Annotated in this window: 25 protein-coding genes and 5 tRNA genes; 26 read left to right on the top strand and 4 right to left on the bottom strand. The window is 39.3% G+C overall.

Features of this window, described 5'->3' with window-relative positions; genetic code table 11:
- Nucleotides 1–411: 411 nt before the first annotated feature.
- Both AC4CVF_RS17615 and AC4CVF_RS17610 read left to right on the top strand, forming a co-directional pair.
- The gene (locus AC4CVF_RS17615) at nucleotides 412–1434 is read left to right on the top strand and encodes a DNA/RNA non-specific endonuclease (protein ID WP_490789933.1); all 1023 of its coding nucleotides are present in this window, start codon (nucleotides 412–414) and stop codon (nucleotides 1432–1434) included.
- 79 nt (nucleotides 1435–1513) lie between these two features.
- Entirely contained in the window at nucleotides 1514–1759 is a 246-nt protein-coding gene (locus AC4CVF_RS17610) for a hypothetical protein (RefSeq protein WP_151802451.1), read from the top strand.
- 107 nt (nucleotides 1760–1866) lie between these two features.
- On the opposite strand, the gene aqpZ is transcribed toward AC4CVF_RS17610, so the two are convergent.
- Together aqpZ and AC4CVF_RS17600 are read right to left on the bottom strand one after the other, a co-directional pair.
- Nucleotides 1867–2559 (bottom strand): aquaporin Z, encoded by a 693-nt coding sequence (gene aqpZ / locus AC4CVF_RS17605; protein ID WP_490789779.1) that lies wholly within the window; start codon nucleotides 2557–2559, stop codon nucleotides 1867–1869.
- A 274-nt stretch (nucleotides 2560–2833) separates the two neighbouring features.
- On the bottom strand, nucleotides 2834–3841 hold the full coding sequence (locus AC4CVF_RS17600; protein ID WP_490789778.1) for an AraC family transcriptional regulator: 1008 nt from the start codon (nucleotides 3839–3841) through the stop codon (nucleotides 2834–2836).
- A gap of 219 nt (nucleotides 3842–4060) precedes the next feature.
- On the opposite strand from AC4CVF_RS17600, the gene AC4CVF_RS17595 reads away from it, so the two are divergent.
- Nucleotides 4061–4699, top strand: a complete 639-nt coding sequence (locus AC4CVF_RS17595; protein ID WP_490789777.1) for a sterol desaturase family protein — start codon at nucleotides 4061–4063, stop codon at nucleotides 4697–4699.
- Between the two features lie 705 nt (nucleotides 4700–5404).
- Here AC4CVF_RS17595 and AC4CVF_RS17590 read toward each other — a convergent pair.
- Together AC4CVF_RS17590 and argH are read right to left on the bottom strand one after the other, a co-directional pair.
- Nucleotides 5405–5674: an oxidative damage protection protein gene (locus AC4CVF_RS17590; protein WP_004818487.1), complete on the bottom strand. Its 270-nt coding sequence runs from the start codon at nucleotides 5672–5674 to the stop codon at nucleotides 5405–5407.
- A gap of 11 nt (nucleotides 5675–5685) precedes the next feature.
- On the bottom strand, nucleotides 5686–7116 hold the full coding sequence (gene argH, locus AC4CVF_RS17585; RefSeq protein ID WP_419326977.1) for an argininosuccinate lyase: 1431 nt from the start codon (nucleotides 7114–7116) through the stop codon (nucleotides 5686–5688).
- On the opposite strand from argH, the gene AC4CVF_RS17580 reads away from it, so the two are divergent.
- The 23 genes from AC4CVF_RS17580 to rplK all read left to right on the top strand — a co-directional run bounded on the left by AC4CVF_RS17580 (nucleotide 7107) and on the right by rplK (nucleotide 24797).
- Nucleotides 7107–8267 (top strand): sensor histidine kinase, encoded by a 1161-nt coding sequence (locus AC4CVF_RS17580; protein ID WP_419326978.1) that lies wholly within the window; start codon nucleotides 7107–7109, stop codon nucleotides 8265–8267. The two genes, argH and AC4CVF_RS17580, sit on opposite strands and share 10 nt — an antisense overlap.
- A gap of 49 nt (nucleotides 8268–8316) precedes the next feature.
- The gene (locus AC4CVF_RS17575; RefSeq protein WP_490789776.1) at nucleotides 8317–9054 is read left to right on the top strand and encodes a LytR/AlgR family response regulator transcription factor; all 738 of its coding nucleotides are present in this window, start codon (nucleotides 8317–8319) and stop codon (nucleotides 9052–9054) included.
- A gap of 96 nt (nucleotides 9055–9150) precedes the next feature.
- A complete protein-coding gene (gene hemC / locus AC4CVF_RS17570; RefSeq protein ID WP_419360886.1) occupies nucleotides 9151–10074 on the top strand; it encodes a hydroxymethylbilane synthase in 924 nt (307 codons plus the stop codon).
- Nucleotides 10075–10087: 13 nt separating this feature from the next.
- Nucleotides 10088–10870, top strand: a complete 783-nt coding sequence (locus AC4CVF_RS17565; RefSeq protein ID WP_490789775.1) for a uroporphyrinogen-III synthase — start codon at nucleotides 10088–10090, stop codon at nucleotides 10868–10870.
- Nucleotides 10867–11697: a hypothetical protein gene (locus tag AC4CVF_RS17560; protein WP_336952389.1), complete on the top strand. Its 831-nt coding sequence runs from the start codon at nucleotides 10867–10869 to the stop codon at nucleotides 11695–11697. Before AC4CVF_RS17565 ends, AC4CVF_RS17560 begins: the two co-directional genes overlap by 4 nt.
- Nucleotides 11698–11701: 4 nt before the next feature.
- Nucleotides 11702–12895, top strand: coding sequence for a heme biosynthesis protein HemY (locus AC4CVF_RS17555; protein ID WP_490773541.1), 1194 nt, complete (start codon nucleotides 11702–11704; stop codon nucleotides 12893–12895).
- Between the two features lie 9 nt (nucleotides 12896–12904).
- Complete coding sequence (locus AC4CVF_RS17550) at nucleotides 12905–13342, top strand: acyl-CoA thioesterase (protein ID WP_483770425.1); 438 nt, start codon at nucleotides 12905–12907, stop codon at nucleotides 13340–13342.
- A 225-nt stretch (nucleotides 13343–13567) separates the two neighbouring features.
- Complete coding sequence (locus tag AC4CVF_RS17545; RefSeq protein WP_336952386.1) at nucleotides 13568–13894, top strand: H-NS histone family protein; 327 nt, start codon at nucleotides 13568–13570, stop codon at nucleotides 13892–13894.
- Nucleotides 13895–14057: 163 nt separating this feature from the next.
- Entirely contained in the window at nucleotides 14058–14801 is a 744-nt protein-coding gene (gspN, locus tag AC4CVF_RS17540) for a type II secretion system protein N (RefSeq protein WP_336952385.1), read from the top strand.
- Nucleotides 14801–15646, top strand: coding sequence for a type II secretion system protein N (locus AC4CVF_RS17535; RefSeq protein WP_336952384.1), 846 nt, complete (start codon nucleotides 14801–14803; stop codon nucleotides 15644–15646). The genes gspN and AC4CVF_RS17535 overlap by 1 nt, the downstream gene beginning before the upstream one ends.
- Nucleotides 15647–15687: 41 nt before the next feature.
- Nucleotides 15688–17934, top strand: a complete 2247-nt coding sequence (gene gspD, locus AC4CVF_RS17530; RefSeq protein WP_336952383.1) for a type II secretion system secretin GspD — start codon at nucleotides 15688–15690, stop codon at nucleotides 17932–17934.
- Between the two features lie 184 nt (nucleotides 17935–18118).
- On the top strand, nucleotides 18119–18841 hold the full coding sequence (locus AC4CVF_RS17525) for an FHA domain-containing protein (protein ID WP_336952382.1): 723 nt from the start codon (nucleotides 18119–18121) through the stop codon (nucleotides 18839–18841).
- Nucleotides 18842–18934: 93 nt separating this feature from the next.
- Nucleotides 18935–19603, top strand: coding sequence for an HAD-IA family hydrolase (locus tag AC4CVF_RS17520; RefSeq protein WP_336952381.1), 669 nt, complete (start codon nucleotides 18935–18937; stop codon nucleotides 19601–19603).
- A gap of 131 nt (nucleotides 19604–19734) precedes the next feature.
- Entirely contained in the window at nucleotides 19735–21228 is a 1494-nt protein-coding gene (gene trpE, locus AC4CVF_RS17515; RefSeq protein ID WP_490789774.1) for an anthranilate synthase component I, read from the top strand.
- A 98-nt stretch (nucleotides 21229–21326) separates the two neighbouring features.
- A tRNA-Thr gene (locus AC4CVF_RS17510) sits at nucleotides 21327–21402 on the top strand.
- A 53-nt stretch (nucleotides 21403–21455) separates the two neighbouring features.
- A tRNA-Tyr gene (locus AC4CVF_RS17505) sits at nucleotides 21456–21539 on the top strand.
- A 33-nt stretch (nucleotides 21540–21572) separates the two neighbouring features.
- Nucleotides 21573–21648: transfer RNA gene (locus tag AC4CVF_RS17500), tRNA-Gly, on the top strand.
- Between the two features lie 11 nt (nucleotides 21649–21659).
- Nucleotides 21660–21734, top strand: a tRNA-Thr gene (locus AC4CVF_RS17495).
- A 144-nt stretch (nucleotides 21735–21878) separates the two neighbouring features.
- A complete protein-coding gene (gene tuf, locus AC4CVF_RS17490) occupies nucleotides 21879–23069 on the top strand; it encodes an elongation factor Tu (protein ID WP_004723653.1) in 1191 nt (396 codons plus the stop codon).
- Nucleotides 23070–23119: 50 nt separating this feature from the next.
- Nucleotides 23120–23195: transfer RNA gene (locus tag AC4CVF_RS17485), tRNA-Trp, on the top strand.
- Between the two features lie 74 nt (nucleotides 23196–23269).
- Entirely contained in the window at nucleotides 23270–23710 is a 441-nt protein-coding gene (secE, locus tag AC4CVF_RS17480; RefSeq protein WP_004718489.1) for a preprotein translocase subunit SecE, read from the top strand.
- A gap of 7 nt (nucleotides 23711–23717) precedes the next feature.
- On the top strand, nucleotides 23718–24251 hold the full coding sequence (gene nusG / locus AC4CVF_RS17475) for a transcription termination/antitermination protein NusG (protein WP_004718486.1): 534 nt from the start codon (nucleotides 23718–23720) through the stop codon (nucleotides 24249–24251).
- 117 nt (nucleotides 24252–24368) lie between these two features.
- Complete coding sequence (gene rplK / locus AC4CVF_RS17470; RefSeq protein WP_004718484.1) at nucleotides 24369–24797, top strand: 50S ribosomal protein L11; 429 nt, start codon at nucleotides 24369–24371, stop codon at nucleotides 24795–24797.

The following is a 24797-nucleotide window of genomic DNA, read 5'->3' as shown; positions in this document are numbered from 1 at the left end:
CAGTATCAAACCCTTTAGAATGCTCAGTTTGAATGCTTTTATCATTCAATTCTCCCCAGCAAATCATGAGACATCCGCATAAAACGATCCTATACGACAAATTGTGTCGCAAGGCTGTCGAACAACACTGCGCAACATGACATAATCATGATCACAAGTGCGATAAAGCATCTGTAAGATATTTGATTTTCTAGCATTTTTTATGAAATAAACAATAAATTGTTACATGGAATGTTGTTTAGTTAAGCATAAATCGTAGAAGCTTTACTCGGTTGAAGGTCGACACAATATCTTTCAGTTTATTGACTTGTTAAGCTATTTAAATTCAAAAACTTAATTTGTATCAGTTTTGAGTGGATTGTTTATTTAACCTTGTTTAGGAAGCCTTTGTTGAAAAATTCAGTAGTTAAAATGGTTTTGGGTGTTGTTGCTACTGGAAGTTTTGCGATTGCGTTTGGCCAAGAGAAAATTTTTCAGTTACTGCCGTTTACCCAAAGTAGTACCAATAACTCTGTGTGTTTAAATCAGTTCTATCGAGAGCAACCACCTGTTCTAATCAAAGAAAGTTTAAAGAAAAACAGTTATCCCTTATGTTTTAATGGGTTTAATGTGATGTATTCGGGGATTTCAAAAACGCCGTTATGGACAGCAGAATATTTATCTCCACAGCGCTTAAGTCAAAAGATTAAACGTGAAGATAATTTCCACGAAGAGCCACGTGTAAACGCTGCACATCGTGCATTATTATCGGATTATCGTGGTTCAGGCTATGACCGTGGTCATATGTCACCCAATGCCGATATGCCCAATAAAGAATCACAGTTCGACAGCTTTTCTTTAGCCAATATGGTCCCGCAAGCTGCTAAAAATAACCAACAAGTTTGGCGTGAGTTAGAAGAAGCAACCCGTGCAATTGTGACCAAGCAAAAGAAAGATGTGTATGTGGTTACTGGCCCAGTCTTTTCAGGAAAAAAACTAAAAACCATTGGAAAGGGGGTGATTGTTCCAACCGCAATCTACAAAGCGATTTACTTGCCTAAACATGGGATCATTGGTGCGTACTATGCGCCAAATAATGATTCACTTCAGGTTAAAGTGGTCAGCGTATGCTATTTAGAAGAGCAGTTGGGAATGAATTTATTTCCACAACTGACCGAAGAACAAAAGCGCAATACGTATAAATTGCCTTTGAACGCAAAGCAGGTCAAGGTCAATAAAGAAATTGAATATTCACATTGGGATGCGGAAAGCCAATGTGCAGAAGAGGTCAGTCAGGATAAAATCACTGCACTGCAAAAGCAGTTCCAACCCAAAAGTGGTTCAACAGCTACATCGGATATGCAATTGCCGAAAGTAGACCCTGAAACCAAAGATGCCTTGGTGAAACAATTGGTTGAAGCGTTGTTGCAATATATTTTACAAATTTTGAAATAATTCAGCGCAGATGGTGCAGTATCTTTTGAGAATCTATTTATACTGTGAATAAGATCGAAAAAAATTGAGAAAATTAAAAATGTTTAAACCGTTTGAGAATGGCACCGAATCACATTCAATTCATGATTTAACCTTAGAAAATCAAACTGACTGTGTCAGTATTTATGGCAACTTACAGATCACCAAAGATCAAGCAGGCTTAAAAGCGGCTAAGCTTTTACAAAGCTATCTCAATGATGTGGTGGCAAGTTTAGAGAAGCAAAGTGATCTACCAGAACAGCTCGCGCGTCAAAGTGAAGGCGAAATAGAAAATCCATTTCTTTAAAGACTATCCTTATTTTTAAATGATTTTCTAATCAATTGCTTTCTAAGTCATTCGCTTATAAGTAAAAAAACCTGCCGAAGCAGGATTTTTTTACATTGAAAATCTATTTAGGATTGAGGCTCATTACCCACAACCTTATAAATCAGTGCCCCAATGATTGCACCGACAATTGGTGCTACCCAGAATAACCATAATTGACTCAGTGCTGCTGTTTCAGCAAATAAAGCCACAGCGGTACTACGGGCTGGATTAACTGAAGTATTGGTGACAGGGATACTAATTAAGTGAATCAAAGTAAGTGCTAAACCGATGGCAATCGGAGCAAAGCCAGCAGGTGCACGTTTGTCTGTTGAACCGAGAATAACAATTAAGAAAAAGGCGGTTAATACGATTTCAATCAATAAAGCAGAGACTAAAGAATATTTTCCAGGGGATAAATCACCAAAACCATTGCTGGCGAATCCGCCAGTTCCCATGAATCCCGCCTGACCTTGTACGATTAAATACAAAACAAATGCGGCCAAAATACCACCGATGACTTGAGCAATAATATAAGGCGCTAAGTCTTTGGCATTAAAACGACCACCTACCCATAAGCCCACACTTACCGCAGGGTTAAAATGCCCGCCTGAGATATGCCCTAAAGCAAAAGCGCCTGTGAGTACGGTTAAACCGAATGCCAGTGCGACACCAGCAAAACCGATGCCCAGTTCTGGAAAAGCAGCGGCAAATATTGCGCTACCACATCCTCCAAACACCAGCCAAAAGGTTCCGATAAATTCTGCGAGATATTTATTCATATTGATTCCTAAATTATTTTTTTGAACGGAATGGGTTATGTGGCTATTTTTAAATAGTTGATAACCTTGGAGTGGGAACAACTTTTATTTTCTCTATAAAGATAATAGTCTAAAAATATGAAAATAAAATCACAAATAAAAAATATTCATATCAATATCGGTGAATGTTCTGATTTTTATTTTAAAAAATTATATTTTACAGAATCTTAACTTTAAGAGGCTAATCGTGAGAATGGAGGAATATGCTGTTTTTAGCTATAAATTTAATACACAATTACTTAAATTCTCGGTGCTGAATCCGCCATTGTTGTGGTGTTAAGCCTGTCCATTGTTTAAAAGCACGTTGGAAGGCACTTTGTTCTGAGTAGCTGAGAAGCAGGGCGATTTCATGTAGACCTAAATGTGGATCTTGTAAATATTGAAAGGCTAATAATTGACGGACATCCTGAACACGTTGTTGGTAGGTGGTGTTTTGACTTTGTAGATGACGCTGTAACTGACGTATCGACATATTCAGTTGTTTAGCAATGGTTTCAATCTGATAATTATTTTTTTGTAATCCCAATAAAATACTTTGTTGTAAGCGCTCATCTAGTTGGGTGGCATTGGGTAAGCTTGCAAGTAAAGCTTGCGCTTGCTGCATCAGTAGTTTTTGCAGAGTTTGATCACTGCGTTTAAAGGAAATCGCGAGTGCGCTGATGGGAAAGATCAGTTCGACTTTTTCTTGTTGAAAGAGTACAGGACACTTAAAGAATGCTTGATACAGCATGCTGTTTTTAGGTTGAGGATGAATAAAATTAACCTGATACAGGCTTATATCATCGGATATAAATTGTCTTAAAAACTGAATCAATACAGCCATCGCAATTTCATCAGTAATTTGAGTGGTTAAATGCGTAGGTAGATTTTCCCAGCGGACTGAGATGTGCTGTTCATCATAATATTCAACCTTGAGTGGGCTTCCATCATAAATCAATCGATGAAAATCATGATAACGGGTAAGTGCCTCCCCGAGCGTGTCACAAGATTGTGCAATATAGGCAATGATGCCAATATGTTTAGGTTGTACATGTTTAGAGATATCTAGACCCAAAGCTGGGCTTTGTACTTGCGCTTGTATGTCATCCAAAATCTCACGCCAAACGGTATATTCAAAGCGTTCAACATTTTGAACCTGTTGTAATTTGGATGAAATCTTTAGACCTTTAGCTTCACTAAAAGTATAGAGTAATTGTCCAAGCCCCCCATATACGGAGCCAGCATAGTCCTTTAATTGCATCATTTACACATCTTGTTATTGTGTGATCTACGTCAGCTGTAGTTTAAGCATCATACTATTTTAATCGAGTTTAAATAAGACAAACAAGCGCCGCTGAGTGGATTCAAGTGGATTTGTCGATACTATTTTAATTTGTCGTAATTTGTCAATGAAAACACTTTTTGATGTCAATACCTATTTCCCAGCATGTTTTATATTCACAATAAGCAAGAGGGATTAAATATGTTAAAAGGTTTTTTAGTTGGATTGGTCGTCGCAAATGGTTTTGAATGGGTTGCGCATAACTATATTTTACATGGTCAACATCGCCCAGGAAAACCACGTTTTAGTCCAGTGCCACGCAGTATGAAATCACATTGGGAACACCATCGTGAAGTTCGTAAACAGGATTTTCATGATGATGGCTATGTAGAAGGGATTTCAAATTGGCGAACCAAGAATGAAATCGTTTCTTTGGCGGTCGTCGCTGGTGCGGCAAGTATGATTTTCTACCCAATTTCGAAAGGAATGGTTGCGGCATCTATTTATAGTGCATGTAATTATTATTATATCCATCGCCGTGCACATTTAGAGCCTGAGTGGGCGATGAAGAAAATTCCTTGGCATTATGATCACCACATGAACTCGAATCAAGATGCGAACTGGTGTGTCACCAAGCCTTGGTTTGATTACCTGATGGGGACACGGGTGATTTCTTCTGCGGATTTGCAAGAACAGAATCCTTTAGGTGTGAAATTGCCTCAGCCAATCGCAAACTGGTTATCATCCAGCATAGAAAAATATTTTCCAGCCAAATGGGTAGAGAAAAAACCACTATTGGTTGAAGAAAATACAGATAAGCTGAACGATTCTGTAGCTTAGTTTGGATGTTGTTTGGTGAGCGACATTGTGTTTTCTGATCAGTTTGAAAATTGAGTTAAACGAACGGGATGTGTGCTGTAAAAATTATAATTTGTCGTGATTGGTCAGTATTTTCGGTATCTTTGGTCAATATTACGCAATAACATCTCTGTATATTGATTGCACAGCATGTACCCACTGAAGTATTTAAAGTTTATAGGAGTCTCCAAGACTCCTTTTTTTATGCATGGAGATATACCAACAATACATAACCTGAGTTCAATATAAAACTCTTGATGAAATATGATACTCTGAAACGTCATTCGCAACTGTCTGAGGCAGGACTTCATTGATAAAGAGTTGTTTCTGCGATTCATTGAATGCGTTGCTGGTGGTCGACGAGTTTTGCGGTGAGCAGCGATGTAGCTGCGCACGATGGTTACCCTTGCGGAGCTTAGCTCCTCATATCGAAACAAAAGTAGGGCGAGCCGCAGGCTGATCCAGAAATTGGATGAAAGCTCAGCAAGACTCCGGCAAGATTATTTTTTTCAATAAGTTAAAGGTGTAATAAGGTCGAGCCCACGTTACATACGATTAAATTTATAAGCTCATGTGATCGCGTCATCTTGTACGATGAAGCAATAAAAAAATCCCCTGACGGGGATTTTTTAGATGGGCATAAGATGCACATCACTTTAGGATTTTTGCCTTGTGAGGCTTTGGTTATTACTCAGGCTTTAAGCCTTCCGCCATTTCCAGTGATTGATCATTATCCAAAAATTTTTCACGCTGTTCTTCTAAAAACTTTTTTGCATCTGGTTCAAACACGTTTAAACGTTTTTCATTGATTAACGTGGTTTGGTGTTTTAACCATTCTTGCCAAGCTTGTTTAGAAACTGTGTCAAATAACACTTGACCCTTTGGACCTGGAAAGGGTGCAAAGTCTAAACCTTCTAACTCTTTTTGATATTTACGGCAAAATACTTGTCGAGTCATATCAAAACTCCTTATGCATAAAGTTTTTCTAAACGGATATAAGCGCGTTCAATTGCAGTAGCAACCTGTGCCGGCGCAGTACCACCAATATGATTACGCGCATTGACAGATGCTTCAAGGGTTAATGCTTTTTCAAACACATCTGCTTGAATTAAATCTGAGAATTGTTGTAATTGCTCAAGGCTTAACTCAGAAAGATCTTTCGATTCTTGCACACCTAACGCCACGGCTTTACCTACGATTTCATGTGCATCACGGAAAGCAACGCCATTTTTTACAAGGTAATCAGCCAAGTCTGTTGCAGTAGAGAAACCACGTAAAGCCGCTTCACGCATGATTTCAATATTCGGTACAAGTGCAGGAATCATATCTGCAAAAGCCATCAATGAACCGCGTACTGTATCAATGGCATCAAACAAAGGCTCTTTGTCTTCTTGGTTGTCTTTGTTATAGGCCAAAGGTTGACCTTTCATGAGGGTGAGCAGGCTCATTAAGTCGCCATAGACACGGCCAGTTTTACCACGAATCAGTTCAGGAACATCTGGGTTTTTCTTTTGTGGCATGATAGATGAGCCAGTACAGAAGCGGTCAGGAATATTCACAAACTTAAATTGTGCAGAAGTCCAAAGAATCATTTCTTCTGACATACGTGATAAATGCATCATGATTAAAGATGCAGCAGCATTGAATTCAATCGCAAAGTCACGATCAGATACCGCATCTAAAGAATTTTCAGCAACGGCTTCAAAGTTTAACAATTCCGCAGTATAAGCACGATCAATAGGATACGTTGTTCCAGCAAGCGCAGCTGAACCTAAAGGCATACGGTTGACACGTTTACGGCAGTCAATTAAACGCTCAGAGTCACGCACCAACATTTCAAACCACGCCATCAAATGATGACCAAAAGTCACAGGTTGTGCAGTCTGTAAATGGGTAAAGCCAGGCATGATGGTGTCAGTATTCTTCGCTGCTAAGCCCAAGATGCCTTTTTGTAATTTTTCCAGTAAAGTTAAAATCGCATCAATTTCGTCACGAACATATAAACGGATGTCTGTGGCAACTTGGTCATTACGGCTACGACCAGTATGCAATTTTTTACCTGCAATCCCGATACGTTGAGTTAAACGAGATTCGATATTCATGTGCACATCTTCTAAATCAATGCGCCATTCAAATTGACCTGCTTCAATTTCAGTTTTAATTGTGTTTAAACCATTGATAATGTCATCACGTTCTTGTTCTGTAAGGACACCAACTTTTGCTAACATAGTCGCATGTGCGATAGATCCGGCAATATCTTGTTTATAAAAACGTTGGTCAAATTGAACCGATGCAGTAAATTCAGCAACAAAAGCATCAGTAGCTTCAGAGAAACGACCGCCCCACATGCCTGAAGTTTGGGCTTGTGACGGATTAGAGGAATTAGAAGATGTGGTCATATCGGCTCAGTAGGAAAAAAAGCAGTAGAACTAAACGCAGTATAACAAATTCAGCCTCACTTGCCGAAGTAAAGCGCAATCATTCGTCAATAAAATCTGGGCGTGGTTTTTATCAGTCTTATTTTTTTAGCAAAATGGGCCATCGTAAGTATTTATTCGAATTGTTTATCTCTAGTAATGTGTTGGCTTTTTTATTAGCCCTGGCAGAAGCACAATCATGGGGCAATTTAAACCTTTGGCATGTTTTAGAATATATTTTATATATTAATTGGGTATTATTGGCTTTTGCGGCTTTTCAGGATGTATTTGAAAAAAGGCTATCGCAGTATACCTATTTATCTATTTCAATATTCAGTTTTATACTTTTACAGGTGATTGTGCTGTGCACAACGCTGGTTTTAAATATTATTCATTATTGGGGAACGCATTTTTCTTTACAAAATATTTCCATAACTGACATTTCACATAATCTTATTTTGCATGTCAGTTATGGGGTATTGCTGGGCGCATTTTGTTTACGTTACCTGTATATACGCGAACAAGCTGTATTACAGCAAAATAGTGAACTCAATGCGCGTATTCAGGCCATGCAAGCCCGAATTCATCCCCATTTTTTATTCAATAGTTTAAATAGTGTGGTGAGTTTAATTGCAATTGATCCTGATAAAGCTGAACAAATGCTGATAGATTTATCTAAATTGTTTAGAGCAAGTTTTCAAGAGTTAAAGTTGGTCAGCCTAAAAGAAGAAATACAATTATCTCAACAATACATTGCAATAGAGCAGATTCGTTTAGGTGATCGTTTAAATGTAGAATGGAATATCCAACAACCTTTGTTATTAGATCAGGTCAAAATTCCCTTATTAACCTTACAGCCTTTAATTGAAAATAGTATTTTTCACGGGGTAGAGAAAAAGATTATCGATGCCAAGATCGGGATACTGGTTGAAATATTACAAAATCAAGTCAACATAGTCATTACCAACCCATTTTTACAAGATAGAATAAAAGTGCGAGAAGGGCATGGAATTGCTTTAGAAAATGTAAAACAGCGTTTAAAAGCACATTTTGGCGATTCTGTTTATTTTCGAAATTATGCAGGGAATGGATTATTTACAATGGTAATTCAATATCAGTATAAAAATAGATGATTGGGAAATTCATTAAAATAAATATGATGTATTTTGGTAAGGAGGAGCAATGGACATCCTGATTTGTGATGATGAACCGCTTGCAGTGGACCGCTTATCACGATTGGTGTCGCAACTTGGGCATCAAGTTATTGCAACAGCGCAACATGGTAAACAGGCATTAGAAATGGTTCAGCAGTTTGAGCCAGATGTTGTGTTGCTCGATATTCAGATGCCAGAAATGGATGGTTTAAGCTGTGCGCAGCATTTAGCACACTTTAATCCTATGCCCGCAATTGTATTTTGTACGGCATTTGATGAACATGCTTTGCAAGCCATTCAATCTCAAGCCCAAGGATATTTATTAAAACCCATTGCCAAGGACGAATTGGAAACGGTTTTGGAGGGTGTTACTAAACTGACCCAAGCTCAATTAACTAACTTAGAAAAAAAAGAACTCATGGACGAAAAAGTGCAAAGGCAGCAAATTGCTGCAAAAACCTATCGGGGTTTGGAGCTCATTCCTGTTGAAAATATTTACTATTTTTTAGCAGATCAAAAATATGTCACTGTACGTCACAAAAATGGCAGTGTACTTATTGATGAAACGCTTAAAGATTTAGAAACAGAGTTTGCAGACCTATTTATTCGTATTCATCGTAATGCTCTAATTTCACTAGATTATTTAGACGGGTTGGAGATGGTGTCCTCTGGACAGTACCAAGCACGATGCCGTGAATTAGAAGAACGTTTGGCCGTCAGCCGTCGACACTTACCTTTGCTACGAGAACGAATGCAGAATTTATAGTTAGATACGAACATTAAATCATTTTGATAATTCGCTTGCATTTTTGAGATTGCAGGGTAAGTTTAGAGTGTTTAAAAGTTTGGCAAAGCTGAAATGATGAAAACCTTGAAAATAGCAACGCGCCAGAGCCCACTTGCAATGTGGCAGGCTGAGCATATTCGTGATCGTTTAGAGCAATTACACGCACATGTAAAAGTAGAGTTGGTGACGTTTGTAACCCAAGGTGACAAAATTTTGGATACACCTTTAGCCAAAATAGGGGGGAAAGGTTTATTTGTCAAAGAATTAGAAGCAGCTTTAATGGATGGTCGTGCAGATTTAGCCGTTCATTCAATGAAAGATGTACCCATGCAATTACCTGAAGGTTTAGTGCTTGCAGTAATTTGTGAGCGTGAAGATCCTTTTGATGCTTTTGTTTCCAATCATTATGAAAAGTTTGAAGATTTACCACAAGGCGCAACACTTGGCACATCGAGCTTACGCCGTAAATGTCAGCTTTTAAAACAGCGTCCTGATTTAAATGTGATTGATTTACGTGGCAATGTTGGAACACGCTTATCCAAGCTGGATGCGGGCCAATATGATGCAATTATCCTTGCCAGTGCTGGCTTGAAACGATTAGCGCTCTCAGATCGTATTCGTCACACACTTGCACCAGAGATTAGTTTACCTGCTGTGGGTCAAGGTGCACTGGGCTTAGAGTGTCGCTCAGATGATCAAGAAATTTTGGATTTAATCATGCCTTTAATGCATGGTGAAACCAATGCATGTGTACGTGCTGAACGAGCTTTTAATGCTTATCTCGAAGGCGGTTGCCAAGTGCCTATCGCAGGCTTTGCTACGTTAAACGATCAATTGTTGTCCTTACAAGGTCGGGTTGGTAGTGCGGACGGCAAAACATTGTTATGTAGTCAAGTCAGTGGCACACCAGATCAAGCAGAGCAGTTAGGTGTGCAACTTGCACAAAACCTACTTGAACAAGGTGCTGGGGAAATACTCAAAGCACTTTATCAAGCTTAGTTTCTAGGCTTTAATGTTGTTTATTAATACTCGCCCGATTGATCGTGCTCAGCCATTAACTGAATGTCTGCGCCAATCAGGTTTTGACGTGGTTGATCTTCCATTATTGGAATTGACCCCACGTCCCTATAACAACATATTACAACAACTTTATTTACAACTTTTATCAACTCAAATTATTGTTGTAGTCAGTCCAACTGCTGTTCAAGTGGGTATGCAATATCTTCAGCAATCGGGCCTATCTCTTTTACAGATCAAACATATTCAGTGGATTGCTGTGGGCAAAAAAACTGCGCAACGACTTTCAGACTACGGTGTAGAAAGTCATGTCCCTATGGTGGAAACATCTGAAGGAATGTTGAGCTTGCCCCTATTCAATACTTTAAAAGATCTAAAGAAAATAGCTTTTTGGCGTGGTGAAGGCGGTCGGCAGTTTATGATGCAACAATGTCAAGACCGTCATATTGATGTTTTAAACTTTGTCTTATATGACCGAGCATGTCCTCCAGAAACACATCAGCGATTTTTAGATTTTGTGGCTAGGGTTGACCAGTTTGAACCACCCTATTGGAGTTGTATTAGCAGTGAAGCCAGTTGGAACAATTGGCTTGTTTTAACCCGTGATCATCAAGAGATCGTGAGTGCTTGTCATTATTTGGTTCTGGGTGAGCGTTTGTATCAATTATTAAGACATGATAAAAATGCAACCCAGGCGTGTTTGAACAGCACTAAAATTTTAAATTTAGAGCCAGAAACCATTCTACAAACCATAGTGCAGTTGCAAAGGAAGTTATGAAGAAGTTTATTTATGTCTTATTGTTGATCGCTTTAGGATGGCTCATTAAATTGAGTTATAACTTCTATCATGTTTCACAACAGCTCAATGATATTCAACAAACGCTACATAAAAGTGAACAAAAGAATGCCAGTTTGAATGATCAACTGGTGGCGGTAAAACGACAAACAGATGAACCCACTCAAGAGGTAGCAAATAAAACCACCTCTGTAAAAACTTCAATTTCTGGTATTCATCCAAGTGTGGTGGTTAAACAACAGTTAGACTTGGTGCAATTTGCGATGCAACAACAACAGTTTGTTTACGCGCTTGAGCATCTTACTCAATTAAATCAGTCCTTAGATCAGTATGCGTTGGCGGATGCGGTAAAACAAAGCTTACATCAAACCATTGTGCAAGATATACAAAGCATTCAACATTTTGTGATTGAACGAAATGCCCAGCGAGATCAACTAGAGACTTTACTTAAACAAGTTGATCAAGCATTAATATCCGAGCTAAGAAATAATCAATTGAAACCAGAGCAAGATCAGTCGCAATATTTTTGGGAAAAATGGTTTCAAATTGATATTGTTGAAACAAATTCTCCAGTATTGGCAAACCGTAAATTTATTTTAAAAGAAGTTCAATTGAGATTATTGCTTGCTCAGCAGTTGTTAGTGAAAGGGCAAATTGCTGAATACCAAGAGATGCTGAATCAAATGATTCAACAATTGGATATTTTACCTGACGCTGCTAGTCAGAAGCTTAAGCAAAAAATATTAAAAATTAAGCAGACCTCGCAACCCCCGATCCCTAAACTCAATAGCTTGGCTGTCTTGGGGTAGATGGATGAAACATATTTTCCTGATCTATGCCTTTATTAGTCTCATTATTCTAGCTGTTTTAAGTGTGTTGAGTTATACCGCAGGGGCGGGTTATGTTTATGTGTTATGGCACAATATTCAAATACAAACCAATTTATGGTTCTTGACATTTGTTGGTGTTGGTATCAGTTTTTTGATGCATGTGGTGTGGTATTTCCTCAACCGTTATATCCGTAGAGAAAAGAGAAAATTAGAACAAGTACTAAATTTTACTACATTGCATCCATTTGAACAGTTTGGTGTATTGTGGTTGTTGGATGGTGAGGATGAGCAGGAGCAAGTTATACAAACTATTTTTGATCAATCTGGTTTATTAAAGCCTATTGTTCAATCTCGACTATTATTCAAACAACTTCACTATAGTGAAGCCCTGAAAGCTTTAGAAAATAGCTCTCCGTCCGCTTTTGAGTTGGCGGAAATTTTACGTATCGAAATTTATTTAGCGCAAGAAGACAGTCAACAAGCTTTAACACATCTAGAGTTTTTAAATCGACATGAACTTTCGCCATGGCTAAATCAGCTTTCAGAAAGTTATAAATTATGTGTGCAAAAATTATGGGGACAGTTTGCCATACAATATCCTTGGCAATATTTACATTCGACTCAATTTGGGCAATTAGAAACTGCAACTAAACAGCAATGGTTAATACAGCTTTTAGGTTGTTATGACCAAGCAAGTTTTGAAGATATTGAACTATTACAACAACAGTTTTTAGAGATAGAGTCACAACTTGATCAAATGCCTTATGACACAAAAGTGCTTTGGTTGAAAATTATTACTCGATTACCTGAACTTGCTCAGCAACAACAGCAATTAGTGATTCAAATACTTAATGAAAAATTTGACCAAGATGTCTTTCATTTATGGTTTCAACAACAGTTGTTGAGACAAAATCCAGATTATGAGTATTTAGAGCAACAGATTATAAATCTTGAATCTAAGTATATGAACATTCCTGTTTTTTGCTTTGCTAAATGGCATATATATATTGCGACACATCGGGAATACGAAGCTGATCAGCTTTTGTTATTATATCCAAATGATATTCTAATGAATTATTTACGAATCAAATCTACTTTAAATGGAAATGATGAATTAATTCAACAATTGAATTCAATTTTTGAAAAAGACAGCAATTATATTCAATTTAAAATTTGAGAATCTACAATGAATCCACTGATAAAATTCCCTATCGTTTATGAACAAAAGGTTGCATGGGGGGATATGGATGCTTTTGGTCATGTAAATAATGTGCTGTATTATCGCTATATTGAAAGTGCACGTATCGAATATTTCGATCGTTTGAATGTATTTGACCAAGATGTTTTAACTGTTGTTGCTTCAAGTCAATGTAAATATTTAAAACCAGTATTTTATCCCGATGTGCTACATATTGGTGCGCGGGTAGAAGAAATGAGAAATAGTGCAATACGCATGCATTATCTATTATTCAGTGAGCAACAACAGCAGATTGTTGCTGACGGAGAGGCAGTTATTGTTTTTGTCGATAAAGTAGAAATGAAAAAAGCACTAATTCCTCAACAGTTGCGAAAAGTTATAATTGATTTAGAAGCGACTGTGCATAATGATTTTGCAAAAACATAAAAATTTCTCAATTATCATCATTATATTTAAAACATAAGAAAATATATTCTTTCTTATCAGGTTTATTTTACTGTTAGAAATAAGCCTTTTGGTGTAATTATAATAATGTTTTTGTTGTTTTATGTGTTTATTGAGGAATATATGTATTGCTTATTGGAATAAATGAAAATACTATTGCCATGAAGTTATTTTAAATAAGTATTAAGAAATTTACGTGGAGAGTTAATGATGCCTGATATTAGTAATTTATCGGTAGAAGAGTTAAGAAAGCTAACAGCTGAAGCAGAAGCTTTAATTGAAACTAAAAAAGATCAAGCCGTTGAAGACGCTTATAATAAAATTATTGAAATTGCGCAATCTGCTGGTTTAACTTTAGAGCAGTTTATTGAATACGGCGCACAAAAGCGCAAAAAGACAACGCGTAAAGCGGTTGAGCCGCGTTATCGCAATAAAAAAGACACTTCTGAAACTTGGACTGGACGCGGTAAACAACCACGCTGGTTGGTTGCAGAAATTGAAAAAGGTGCAAAATTAGAAGATTTCTTGATCTAATCTTCATCTAAGTGTCATTCAAAGGCCTTAAACTTAAAGAACCAAGCAAATCTGCTTGGTTTTTTTATACGAGTGAATTGGCGTTATGCAAAAATTATGCATAATGTACAAACAAGAGGGCATCATCTTGCATGGAAGAATAAATGAATGATGGTAAAGATGAATGAATAAAAAATCAAAACAGATCACGTGGTGGATTACTGGAGTGGTCGCTTTTTTAATTTTTGTACTTTTACAAGTCCCTGCAACATGGCTGATTTCTAAATTTTATAAGAACAATCAAACCTTACAAAATGTGAGTGGAAATATTTGGCAAGGACAAGCAGATTGGCATAAAGGTAATTTACGGGGTTCCGTTTCGTGGAGGACACGCCCGTGGGATCTGATATTATTACGTGTGGGTGCAAATATTGAAGTACACAGTGGGCAGACCCAACTGAATGGGGTAGTGGGCTATGGTATTGGTAAAAAAATAATAATTAATCAGATGCAAGGTCAGATTGCACCAGAAACTTTAAAGAATATTGCAAATTGGCAGTGGCCTGCAAATGCAATTCAAATTTCAGATACAAGCTTGCGTTTTAAAAAAGATACTGGATTTAGTGATGTTGACGGACAAATGCATTGGGGAGGGGGTGAGCTTCGGTATACTTTTGGACAACGTCAAGATCAAATGAATATCCCATCTTTAAAAGCGCAAGTTAAAGATGAGGCGGGTAAACTGATTTTTGATATACAAGATCAACGTAGTCAGAAAATGGCCAATATCAGTTTAGATCCAACCATGATGTTAGATGTGCAGTTAACACAACGGATGTTGCTCAATGTGCCTTCCTACGATGGAAAGGCAGGTTTGGATAGTTTTGTAATTAGTTCAAGACAACCGCTCATTCAAGGTGGTTTCTGATGAATATAAAAGAACAGTTTGAAAATATTTCTTGGAAAAAAACAGAGCATCTTGCACCTGTTGTTTTATTTCTTTTAATTTTAGCATTGTGTTGGAAACTGGCCTCGATTTTTTGGTGGGTGGTTGCGCCACCACAAGTCATGCAACCCGAGCAAGTGAATCTAGGCTCACAACAAGTTCAAGTTCCAAATATTTCAAGCTTTTCATTATTTGAGGAAGTTGGATCTAGTACGACAGCGGATGACAGTATTCCGATGGTCTTACAAGGTGTAGTCGTCAGTTATCCAGCACGGTTTTCATCCGCAGTAATTAAAGTTAAAGAAACAGCAGATCGTTATGCGGTCGGTGACACAATCGAGGGTACTAGTTACCAGTTATCCGAAGTATATTGGGATCATATTGTTTTAAGTCAAAGTGGAAATAACAGTAAAGAGTTGCGTTTTACAGGGCTGGATAGTTTGTATCAGCCTATGCCAGGGCAATCAACAGATCAAAATACTAGCCCGCCAGCAAGTACTCCTGCACCATCGCAACCACAAAACTCAAGCCAAAATGCTTTGGGGCAAGCGATTGATAGGATGAATGAAAATCGGGACGAATACCTAAAGAACATGGGGGTTAACGCAAGTGGCGGTCAAGGCTATGAAGTAACAGATCAAACCCCCGCAGCGCTCCGAAATAAACTGGGATTAAGATCTGGAGATCGCATTCTTTCGCTCAATGGACAATCAGTTGGTCAAGGACAGAGTGATGTTCAGCTGCTAGAACAAGCAAAGCGGGATGGCAAAGTAAAAATTGAAATTAAGCGTGGTGATCAGGTGATGACCATTCAGCAAAGTTTGTAAGTGGCTAGGACTACAAATAAAATTAGGATAGATAATAAGTTATGGCTTTTTTGAATCACAATCGACCACTTTGGGCTTTAGTTGCAGCGGCACCAATGCTGGTTGCAGTTAGTACAGCAACACATGCACAGACGTGGAAAATTAACTTACGCGATGCTGATCTCACTGCTTTTATCAATGAAGTTGCAGATATTACGGGCAAAAATTTTGCGGTCGATCCCCGTGTACGTGGCAATGTCACGGTTATTTCAAATAAACCTCTAAATAAAAATGAAGTTTATGACCTATTTTTAGGGGTGCTGAATGTCAATGGTGTAGTGGCTATTCCATCGGGGAATACCATTCGTTTGGTACCAGACAGTAATGTCAAAAATTCTGGTGTACCTTATGATCCACGGAATAATGCACGTGGAGATCAGGTTGTGACACGTGTGATTTGGTTGGAAAATACCAACCCCAATGATTTGATCCCAGCATTACGTCCATTAATGCCACAATTTGCGCATTTGGCTGCAATACAGGGCACCAATGCGTTAATTGTGTCAGATCGTGCAGCAAATATTTATCAACTTGAAACCATTGTTCGGAACTTGGATGGTACTGGGCAAAATGATATTGAAGCTGTTCCTTTACAACAGAGTCAAGCTGAAGAAATTATTAAGCAATTGGATGCAATGAGTTCGACAGGTGCATCCAAAGATTTTGCTGGGGCTCGGGTTCGTATTATCGCTGATGCGCGAACCAACCGTATTTTGATTAAAGGGGATACAGGTACACGTAAACGTATCCGCAACATGATTGAAATGTTGGATGTCCCGTCTGCTGATCGTTTAGGTGGGCTTAAAGTCTTTAAATTAAAATATGCTAGTGCAAAGAATTTATCTGAGATTTTGCAAGGTTTGGTGACTGGTCAGGCAGTCAATTCTAGTTCAAATAATTCTTCTAATAGTAGTTCTAACAACAGCAATAGCAACAGTTTTAACAATAATAACAATTCATCATCGAATACCGGCTCAAGCACTGGAAGTAGTATTTCAACACCAGCAATTAATTTAAACAGCAACTCAAATAACAATAATCAAAATAACATCACCAGTTTTAATGCCAATGGTGTGAGCATTATTGCAGATGGCGCTCAAAATGCGCTGGTGGTTAAAGCTGAGCCACAACTGATGCGCGAAATAGAGGCTGCCATCCAACAGCTTGATGTACGTCGTCAACAAGTTTTGATTGAAGCGACGATTATTGAAATACAAGGCAATGATGCAGATCAGCTTGGTGTGCAATGGGCAATGGGTGATTTAAGTAGTGGTGTGGGTTTAATTAATTTTGATAATTTGGGTACGAGTTTATCAAAATTGGCTGCAGGTTATTTAACAGGTGGTGCTTCTAGTTTAGGTGCACTCGGTGCAGGAACTTCACTTATTGTTGGGGATTATAAAGAAGGTGCAGACGGTTCACGCAGATTATATGGTGCGATGATTCAGGCTTTAAAAGAGCGTACAAAATCCAACCTCTTGTCTACACCATCTATTCTTACCATGGACAATGAAGAAGCATATATTGTCGTCGGTGAAAATGTTCCATTTGTTACTGGCTCAGTCAGTACTGGGACAGGTGGCACCGTCAATCCATATACCTCAATTGAGCGTAAGGATGTGGGGGTGACGTTAAAGGTAATTCCGCATATTGGTGAGGGCGGTTCGATTCGTTTAGAAGTTGAACAAGAAGTCTCAGGCGTTAAGTCAAGTAAAGGGCAAGCTCAAGATTTAGTGACCAGCAAGCGTTCAATCAAAACTACTGTAACCGCAGATCATGGGCAAACCGTGGTGTTAGGTGGCTTGATTTCTGATGATACTGTTCTTGGTCGTCAGTCTGTGCCATTGTTAGGTGATATCCCAGGCTTAGGCCGGTTATTTAGATCGGATGCAAAGTCGAACATAAAGCGGAATTTACTGGTGTTTATCCATCCAACCATCGTGGGTGGGGGTGCCGATATACGCCGTATATCTCAACAACGTTATGATCAGCTGTATAGCCTGCAATTGGCGATGGATAAAGATGGTAATTTTGCTAAGCTCCCTGCCAATGTTGATGATGTTTTTCAGCAACGATTGCCGTTTAGCTCGACACCAAGTTCGCAACCTAAGCTGGTACAACCGCAACCGACAGCACAACCTTCAAGTCAGTATCAAAAGGTGCCTACAGGAGCCAAGACAAGTGCAGTACAAGGTAATGCTGTGACTACACCCGTTGCAGAAGAACCAAATGATATCCGTAAGCAGTAGCATTGTGGGCTTCGCGTAACAAGTGCTTCTAATCACTTGCTTTATTTGATATTTAAAATAGTTTGTTAAAGTATTGTGGTGTGTTCTGTTGTGGCATGAACAAAATAAAGCTTGGTTTTGCGCTGATTTAGTACTGTAGAAATGTCATGCTAAGATAGACTTGAATTAGAATGGGAAGATAATCATGACTTGGAAATTACAAGCAATTACAGGTGAGTTAGAAGGGCAGGAAGTCACGATCGATCGTGATATGCTAGTTGGGCGCCATCAAGATGCAGACCTGTTATTACAAGCTGCGGAAATTTCACGTCGCCATGCTGCATTCTTATTAAAAGAAGATGCGCTTTGGGTTCAAGATCTAAAGTCATCTAATGGTACATTTGTGAATGATATCCGTATCGATCAAGATAAACTGTTGATGGATGGTGATATTGTTCAATTTGCCAGTGTTAAATTTAATGTACTTGCACCGGTAAAACCTGTTGTTCTGCAAACTGAACATGCAGCGCCTGAGGATGAAGTTCAACCCGTTGTAGCTTCACTAGAAACGCCAGTTCAACAACCAGCAGAGGCTGTGGCGACTGCTGAAATCAAACCAGCTACCCCCGTAGAACGTACAGTGGCAGATCAGATGAATGAACAGGGTATGCCTGAGCTTTCAGAACGAGATAGCAGTGTTCAAATCAACCGTGAAGGTATGCCCTCTGGTGTAGCAATCCCTAAACCTGCCCCAATTCCAGAAGGTGTGGATATTCATGCGGCTACACAGCTCAAAGTAGAGCAGGTTAAAGCACCTGAATTTGTGGCAGACGAACATGTTGAAACCCAGAAAAATGCAAAGTTAGGTTTGGCAACACTGGTGATTTTGATCATTTTGGCAATTATTGCATGGCTATTGTTCAAATAATTTGCAAATGCGCTACACTCAAGGCATGCAATCGCATGCCTTTGTTTTTTGTATTTTCGTTTTTAAATTTAAAACTCGATTTAGGTGTAAATCATGAATGTGGCAAAGCTAGACCAACGCGAACTGATTTTATTTGATTTGGATGGGACATTGGTTGATTCAGCATTTGATTTATATCGTGCCATGAATTTAAGTCTAGCGCGTTTGAACTTACCCCACGTCACTGAACAACAGGTTCGGGTTTGGATTGGTAAAGGCACTTCATTATTTTGTGAAAGTACATTGAAGTATTTAAAAGGTGAAGTGGATCCTGTACTGCATCAACAGCTTTTGGATACATTCTTGGAAATTTACAATGCAGAGCCTTGTGTCGATACCAAGCCATTCTCTGGAATTTTAGAATTTTTAGAATGGGGAATTAAAAATAATAAGAAATTGATTTGTGTGACCAATAAACCAGAACAACCCGCACGAAAAATTCTAGAAGACTTGCAAATGGATCACTATTTTGTCGATGTAATAGGTGGTGATCGTTTTGAAGTGCGTAAACCACATCCAAAACCATTATTGTATTGTGTTGAAACTTATCAGTCATCAACTGACAAAACCTTGATGATCGGCGATTCAAGTAATGATGTGGAGGCTGCACGCCGTGCAGAGGTTGATTGTATTGTGGTCAGCTATGGTTATAATCACGGTGAAGATATTCAACTCTGTCAGCCACAACAAGTAGTGGATGATTTAACAGAGCTTTTGGCTTAATACCTGTATATTTAAATTGTTGCGAAAAAAAGGGAAGAGGAATGAATAGCAAACGCACTTTTCGATGGCGTCACTAAGTGAAATGCAGAGACATCCATACTTAGTATTATCGAAAATAGAGAGAATTCCTGATGACAACCTTAGCGCAGTTTGAACAATTAAAATCAGCGGGTTATAACCTTATCCCCGTATATCGCCAACGCTTAGCCGATACGGATACGCCATTATCTGTATTTGCACGTTTAAAACAGCATCAACAAGCTTATCTTTTTGAATCTGTTGAAGGTGGCGAAAACTGGGCAAGATATTCAATTATTGGACTGGGTGAGTCAATCGTATTTTCCTGTAATGCAGGACAGCTCACGATAAAATCGATAGATGGCTCGATAGATACCCAGCCATGCGCAGATCCATTTCAATATATCCGCGATTTTCAAGCGCAGTTTAAAGTACCCACACAACAAGATTTACCTGCACTGCCTAATTTTACCGGCGGCTTGGTGGGTTATTTTGGTTATGATGCAGTACGCTATATTGAGCCACGGTTAAAGAATGTGCCTGAGGCAGATCCAGTTGGACTACCTGATTTATGGATGATGTTATCTAAAACCGTCATTGTGTTTGATAACTTAAAAGATACTTTGTTTTTAATTGTGCATGCAGATGTTAATGATACAGAGGCTTATGCCAAGGCTCAGCAACAGCTGGATGAGATTGAGGCATTATTGGCTATGCCAATTAGCTTGGTTGCCAAAAAACATAGCGCTCCACATTTTGAGTCACTGACTGGACACGACAAATTCCTTGAGTCGATCGAGAAAGTTAAAGAATACATTCGTGCTGGTGATGTAATGCAGGTTGTCCCTGGGCATCGTATGGTGTCGGATTTTGATGGTGAGCCCTTACAGGTTTATCGTGCATTACGACATCTCAATCCATCACCGTATTTATTTTTGGTACAAGGGCAGACCCTTTTAGATCAAAAGCCGTTCCATATCGTCGGATCTTCACCGGAAATTCTTTCTCGACTGGAAAATGGGATCGCGACTGTACGTCCGCTTGCAGGTACACGTCCACGAGGAAAAACCAAAGAAGAAGATTTGGCACTTGAAAAAGATTTACTTTCCGATGAAAAAGAGATTGCGGAACATTTAATGCTGATTGATTTAGGTCGTAATGATGTGGGGCGTGTCTCGAAAATCGGTAAAGTGCAAGTGACTGATCAAATGGTGATCGAACGTTATTCACATGTCATGCATATTGTTTCCAATGTACAAGGTGAAGTCCTGGATGATGTCGATGCTTTGGATGTTTTTAAGGCAACTTTTCCAGCAGGGACGCTTTCAGGTGCGCCAAAAATTCGTGCAATGGAAATTATTGACGAAGTTGAGCCAGTAAAACGTGGAATTTTTGGTGGTGCAGTGGGTTATTTGGGTTGGCATGGTGAAATGGACATGTCGATTGCGATCAGAACTTGTGTTATTCGTGAAAATAAGGTCTATGTACAGGCTGGCGCAGGCTTGGTTGTCGATTCAAATCCTGAATCAGAGTGGAATGAAACCCAAATAAAAGCTCGCGCAGTGATCAAAGCGGTTGAATTATCGTCAAACGGATTGATTTTATGAGTTTTTGAGGTTTTTTTTGCAAAAAACACTTGCAAGGATTCTGAGTTTTGCTAAACTGCACACCGTTCCGATACGAAACGTACGAAACACTAAGAAACGCCGGCATAGCTCAGTTGGTAGAGCAACTGACTTGTAATCAGTAGGTCCACAGTTCGAATCCGTGTGCCGGCACCATCTTAAGGTTTTGTGTTATAATGTTGAAGAACGACACTGAAAGTAAGTGTAAAGGTGAGATTCCCGAGCGGTCAAAGGGAGCAGACTGTAACTCTGCCACGAAAGTTTCGAAGGTTCGAATCCTTCTCTCACCACCATTACTTCGATAAGTGGTTAATTACCAACATTAAGCGGGAGTAGCTCAGTTGGTAGAGCGGTAGCCTTCCAAGCTACATGTCGCGAGTTCGACCCTCGTCTCCCGCTCCATCGAAGATGATGCTCTTATAGCTCAGTGGTAGAGCACTCCCTTGGTAAGGGAGAGGTCTCGAGTTCAAATCTCGATAAGAGCTCCAGATACAATTTGGTAGATTATTCTACACCAGTTTCTCAAAAGCAGGCTTATTAGTCTGCTTTTCAAGTATTAGGTGTCTAGTTTTTTAGACGATTGTCGATGCTGAGTTGTTTAACTCGTGTTCGACATAAACGAGGAAGGGCAAATGGCTAAGGCTAAGTTTGAACGTAATAAGCCACACGTAAACGTGGGTACAATTGGTCACGTCGACCATGGTAAAACAACTTTAACTGCTGCAATTGCAACAATTTGTGCAAAAACTTACGGCGGTGAAGCTAAAGACTACGCAGCAATCGATTCTGCACCAGAAGAAAAAGCACGTGGTATTACAATTAATACTTCACATGTAGAATACGATTCTCCAATTCGTCACTACGCTCACGTAGACTGCCCAGGTCACGCCGATTATGTTAAAAACATGATCACTGGTGCTGCTCAGATGGATGGTGCGATCCTTGTATGTGCTGCGACTGATGGTCCAATGCCACAAACACGTGAACACATCCTTCTTTCTCGCCAAGTAGGTGTACCTTATATTCTTGTATTCCTTAACAAGTGTGACCTTGTTGATGATGAAGAATTACTTGAATTGGTAGAAATGGAAGTTCGTGAACTTCTATCTACTTATGACTTCCCAGGTGATGACACGCCTATCATCCGTGGTTCAGCACTTGCTGCACTTAATGGTGATGCTGGTCAATATGGCGAATCAGCTGTACTTTCACTTGTTGAAGCGCTTGACTCTTATATCCCAGAACCAGAACGTGCTATCGATAAAGCATTCTTGATGCCAATCGAAGATGTATTCTCTATTTCTGGTCGTGGTACAGTGGTAACAGGTCGTGTAGAGTCTGGTATCGTTAAAGTCGGCGAAGAAGTTGAAATCGTTGGTATTAAAGATACAGTTAAAACAACTGTAACTGGCGTAGAAATGTTCCGTAAACTTCTTGACGAAGGTCGTGCGGGCGAGAACTGTGGTGTTCTTTTACGTGGTACTAAGCGTGAAGACGTACAACGTGGTCAAGTACTTGCTAAACCAGGTACAATCAAGCCGCACACTAAATTCGATGCAGAAGTATATGTACTTTCTAAAGAAGAAGGTGGTCGTCATACTCCGTTCCTTAACGGTTACCGTCCACAGTTCTACTTCCGTACAACTGATGTAACTGGTGCAATCCAATTACAAGACGGCGTTGAAATGGTTATGCCAGGTGACAACGTTGAAATGTCAGTAGAACTTATCCACCCAATCGCAATGGACCCAGGTCTACGTTTTGCGATCCGTGAAGGTGGTCGTACAGTTGGTGCTGGTGTAGTTGCTAAAGTAACTGCATAACCGCTAATATGTTTATTCTAACCGAGAGTTTAGGCTCTCGGTTTGTTTATAGGTCAGTAGTTCAATTGGTAGAGCGTCGGTCTCCAAAACCGAATGTTGGGGGTTCGAGTCCCTCCTGACCTGCCATTTTTTAAATAAAAAACTTGATGTCGGCTAAACTGGTCATATAATAAGTCGCGAAACCTACGACGAGTACAAAAATGTCGAATGATAAATCACGTGACGCAATGGGCGGCGCGGCAATTCCTCAAAGCAACAATTCTGCTGAAATGGTGAAGACAAGTTCTCCATTTGATTTTATTTTGTGGATCATTGCATTAGCTTTATTTGGCGGTGCGTTGATGACAAATCAATATCTTCCAGCGTATTGGGCACCTGCAAATAGTGTCTGGGTGCGTATTGGGGTAATTTTAGCTTGTATCATCGTAGCTTTAGGTTTATTATACGCCACCCATCAAGGCAAAGGCTTTGTTCGTTTGCTTAAAGACTCTCGTATCGAATTGCGTCGAGTTACATGGCCTACGAAACATGAAACAGTAACCACTTCATGGCAAGTTCTCCTCGTTGTTGTAGTTGCCGCAATTATTTTGTGGTGTTTTGACTATATCATCGGTTGGTTTATGAAGTTTATTATCGGGTAAGAGAGCTATGAAACGTTGGTACATTATTCATGCCTATTCAGGTTATGAAAAACAAGTGATGCGTTCACTTAATGATCGAATCCAGCGTAGCGCTGTTGCTGATAGTTTTGGTGAAGTCCTTGTTCCTACCGAAGAAGTGGTAGAGATGAAGGATGGTAAGAAACGTAAATCAGAGCGTAAATTCTTTCCTGGCTATGTGTTAGTCGAAATGGAAATGAATGATGAAACTTGGCACATTGTTAAAGAATGTCCAAAAGTATTAGGTTTCATCGGTGGTACAGCTGAAAAGCCAGCACCAATTACGCAAAAAGAAGCTGATGCGATTCTTGCACGTGTACACAACAAAGGCGAAGCACCTCGTCCTAAGACGATGTTTGAGCCGGGTGAAGAATTACTTGTTACTGACGGTCCATTCACAGACTTTAAAGGTGTGGTGGAAGAAGTTCAGTACGAAAAATCACGTTTAACGTTGACGATTAATGTATTTAATCGACCAACTCAAGTTGAATTGGAATTTCGCCAAGTCGAAAAAACAATTTAATTTGCACTGTTTGAAAGCGCCCGATTTGTTATGGATCGGGCATTGTTGTTGTAACGGTATCGTTACTTGAAATGTTGGGGAGCTCTAAAAGGCGTTTGTACCCAGAGGTAATTTGAAATGGCTAAGAAGATTGACGGCTATATCAAGCTGCAAGTTCCAGCTGGTAAAGCGAATCCATCTCCACCGATTGGTCCTGCACTAGGTCAACGTGGTGTTAACATCATGGCATTCTGTAAAGAATTCAATGCTGCGACACAAAAAGTTGAACAAGGTCTTCCAATTCCTGTAGTGATCACTGTGTACAACGATAAGTCGTTCACATTCATCATGAAAACTCCACCTGCTGCGATTCTTCTTAAGAAAGCTGCTGGTATCCAAAAGGGTTCTGCTGTACCAAACAAAACTAAAGTTGGTAAGTTGACTCGCGCTCAGTTAGAAGAAATTGCGACTACTAAAGAACCAGATTTAACTGGTGCTGATTTAGACGCACGTGTACGTACCATTGCTGGTTCTGCGCGTTCTATGGGCTTGGAAGTGGAGCTATAA

It is taken from the genome of Acinetobacter sp. LipI_19 (assembly GCF_058242925.1).
The sequence above is the reverse complement of the archived record's forward strand: the minus strand, read 5'-3'. Positions and strand labels throughout refer to the sequence as shown.

Excerpts from the sequence above, each read along its gene's own strand:
- AC4CVF_RS17615 (WP_490789933.1), top strand. The coding sequence starts at position 412 with ATGGTTTTGGGTGTTGTTGCTACTGGAAGTTTTGCGATTGCGTTTGGC.
- AC4CVF_RS17610 (WP_151802451.1), top strand. The coding sequence starts at position 1,514 with ATGTTTAAACCGTTTGAGAATGGCACCGAATCACATTCAATTCATGAT.
- aqpZ (WP_490789779.1), bottom strand. The coding sequence starts at position 2,559 with ATGAATAAATATCTCGCAGAATTTATCGGAACCTTTTGGCTGGTGTTT.
- AC4CVF_RS17600 (WP_490789778.1), bottom strand. The coding sequence starts at position 3,841 with ATGATGCAATTAAAGGACTATGCTGGCTCCGTATATGGGGGGCTTGGA.
- AC4CVF_RS17595 (WP_490789777.1), top strand. The coding sequence starts at position 4,061 with ATGTTAAAAGGTTTTTTAGTTGGATTGGTCGTCGCAAATGGTTTTGAA.
- AC4CVF_RS17590 (WP_004818487.1), bottom strand. The coding sequence starts at position 5,674 with ATGACTCGACAAGTATTTTGCCGTAAATATCAAAAAGAGTTAGAAGGT.
- AC4CVF_RS17580 (WP_419326978.1), top strand. The coding sequence starts at position 7,107 with ATGTGGTCATATCGGCTCAGTAGGAAAAAAAGCAGTAGAACTAAACGC.
- argH (WP_419326977.1), bottom strand. The coding sequence starts at position 7,116 with ATGACCACATCTTCTAATTCCTCTAATCCGTCACAAGCCCAAACTTCA.
- AC4CVF_RS17575 (WP_490789776.1), top strand. The coding sequence starts at position 8,317 with ATGGACATCCTGATTTGTGATGATGAACCGCTTGCAGTGGACCGCTTA.
- hemC (WP_419360886.1), top strand. The coding sequence starts at position 9,151 with ATGAAAACCTTGAAAATAGCAACGCGCCAGAGCCCACTTGCAATGTGG.
- AC4CVF_RS17565 (WP_490789775.1), top strand. The coding sequence starts at position 10,088 with ATGTTGTTTATTAATACTCGCCCGATTGATCGTGCTCAGCCATTAACT.
- AC4CVF_RS17560 (WP_336952389.1), top strand. The coding sequence starts at position 10,867 with ATGAAGAAGTTTATTTATGTCTTATTGTTGATCGCTTTAGGATGGCTC.
- AC4CVF_RS17555 (WP_490773541.1), top strand. The coding sequence starts at position 11,702 with ATGAAACATATTTTCCTGATCTATGCCTTTATTAGTCTCATTATTCTA.
- AC4CVF_RS17550 (WP_483770425.1), top strand. The coding sequence starts at position 12,905 with ATGAATCCACTGATAAAATTCCCTATCGTTTATGAACAAAAGGTTGCA.
- AC4CVF_RS17545 (WP_336952386.1), top strand. The coding sequence starts at position 13,568 with ATGATGCCTGATATTAGTAATTTATCGGTAGAAGAGTTAAGAAAGCTA.
- gspN (WP_336952385.1), top strand. The coding sequence starts at position 14,058 with ATGAATAAAAAATCAAAACAGATCACGTGGTGGATTACTGGAGTGGTC.
- AC4CVF_RS17535 (WP_336952384.1), top strand. The coding sequence starts at position 14,801 with ATGAATATAAAAGAACAGTTTGAAAATATTTCTTGGAAAAAAACAGAG.
- gspD (WP_336952383.1), top strand. The coding sequence starts at position 15,688 with ATGGCTTTTTTGAATCACAATCGACCACTTTGGGCTTTAGTTGCAGCG.
- AC4CVF_RS17525 (WP_336952382.1), top strand. The coding sequence starts at position 18,119 with ATGACTTGGAAATTACAAGCAATTACAGGTGAGTTAGAAGGGCAGGAA.
- AC4CVF_RS17520 (WP_336952381.1), top strand. The coding sequence starts at position 18,935 with ATGAATGTGGCAAAGCTAGACCAACGCGAACTGATTTTATTTGATTTG.
- trpE (WP_490789774.1), top strand. The coding sequence starts at position 19,735 with ATGACAACCTTAGCGCAGTTTGAACAATTAAAATCAGCGGGTTATAAC.
- tuf (WP_004723653.1), top strand. The coding sequence starts at position 21,879 with ATGGCTAAGGCTAAGTTTGAACGTAATAAGCCACACGTAAACGTGGGT.
- secE (WP_004718489.1), top strand. The coding sequence starts at position 23,270 with ATGTCGAATGATAAATCACGTGACGCAATGGGCGGCGCGGCAATTCCT.
- nusG (WP_004718486.1), top strand. The coding sequence starts at position 23,718 with ATGAAACGTTGGTACATTATTCATGCCTATTCAGGTTATGAAAAACAA.
- rplK (WP_004718484.1), top strand. The coding sequence starts at position 24,369 with ATGGCTAAGAAGATTGACGGCTATATCAAGCTGCAAGTTCCAGCTGGT.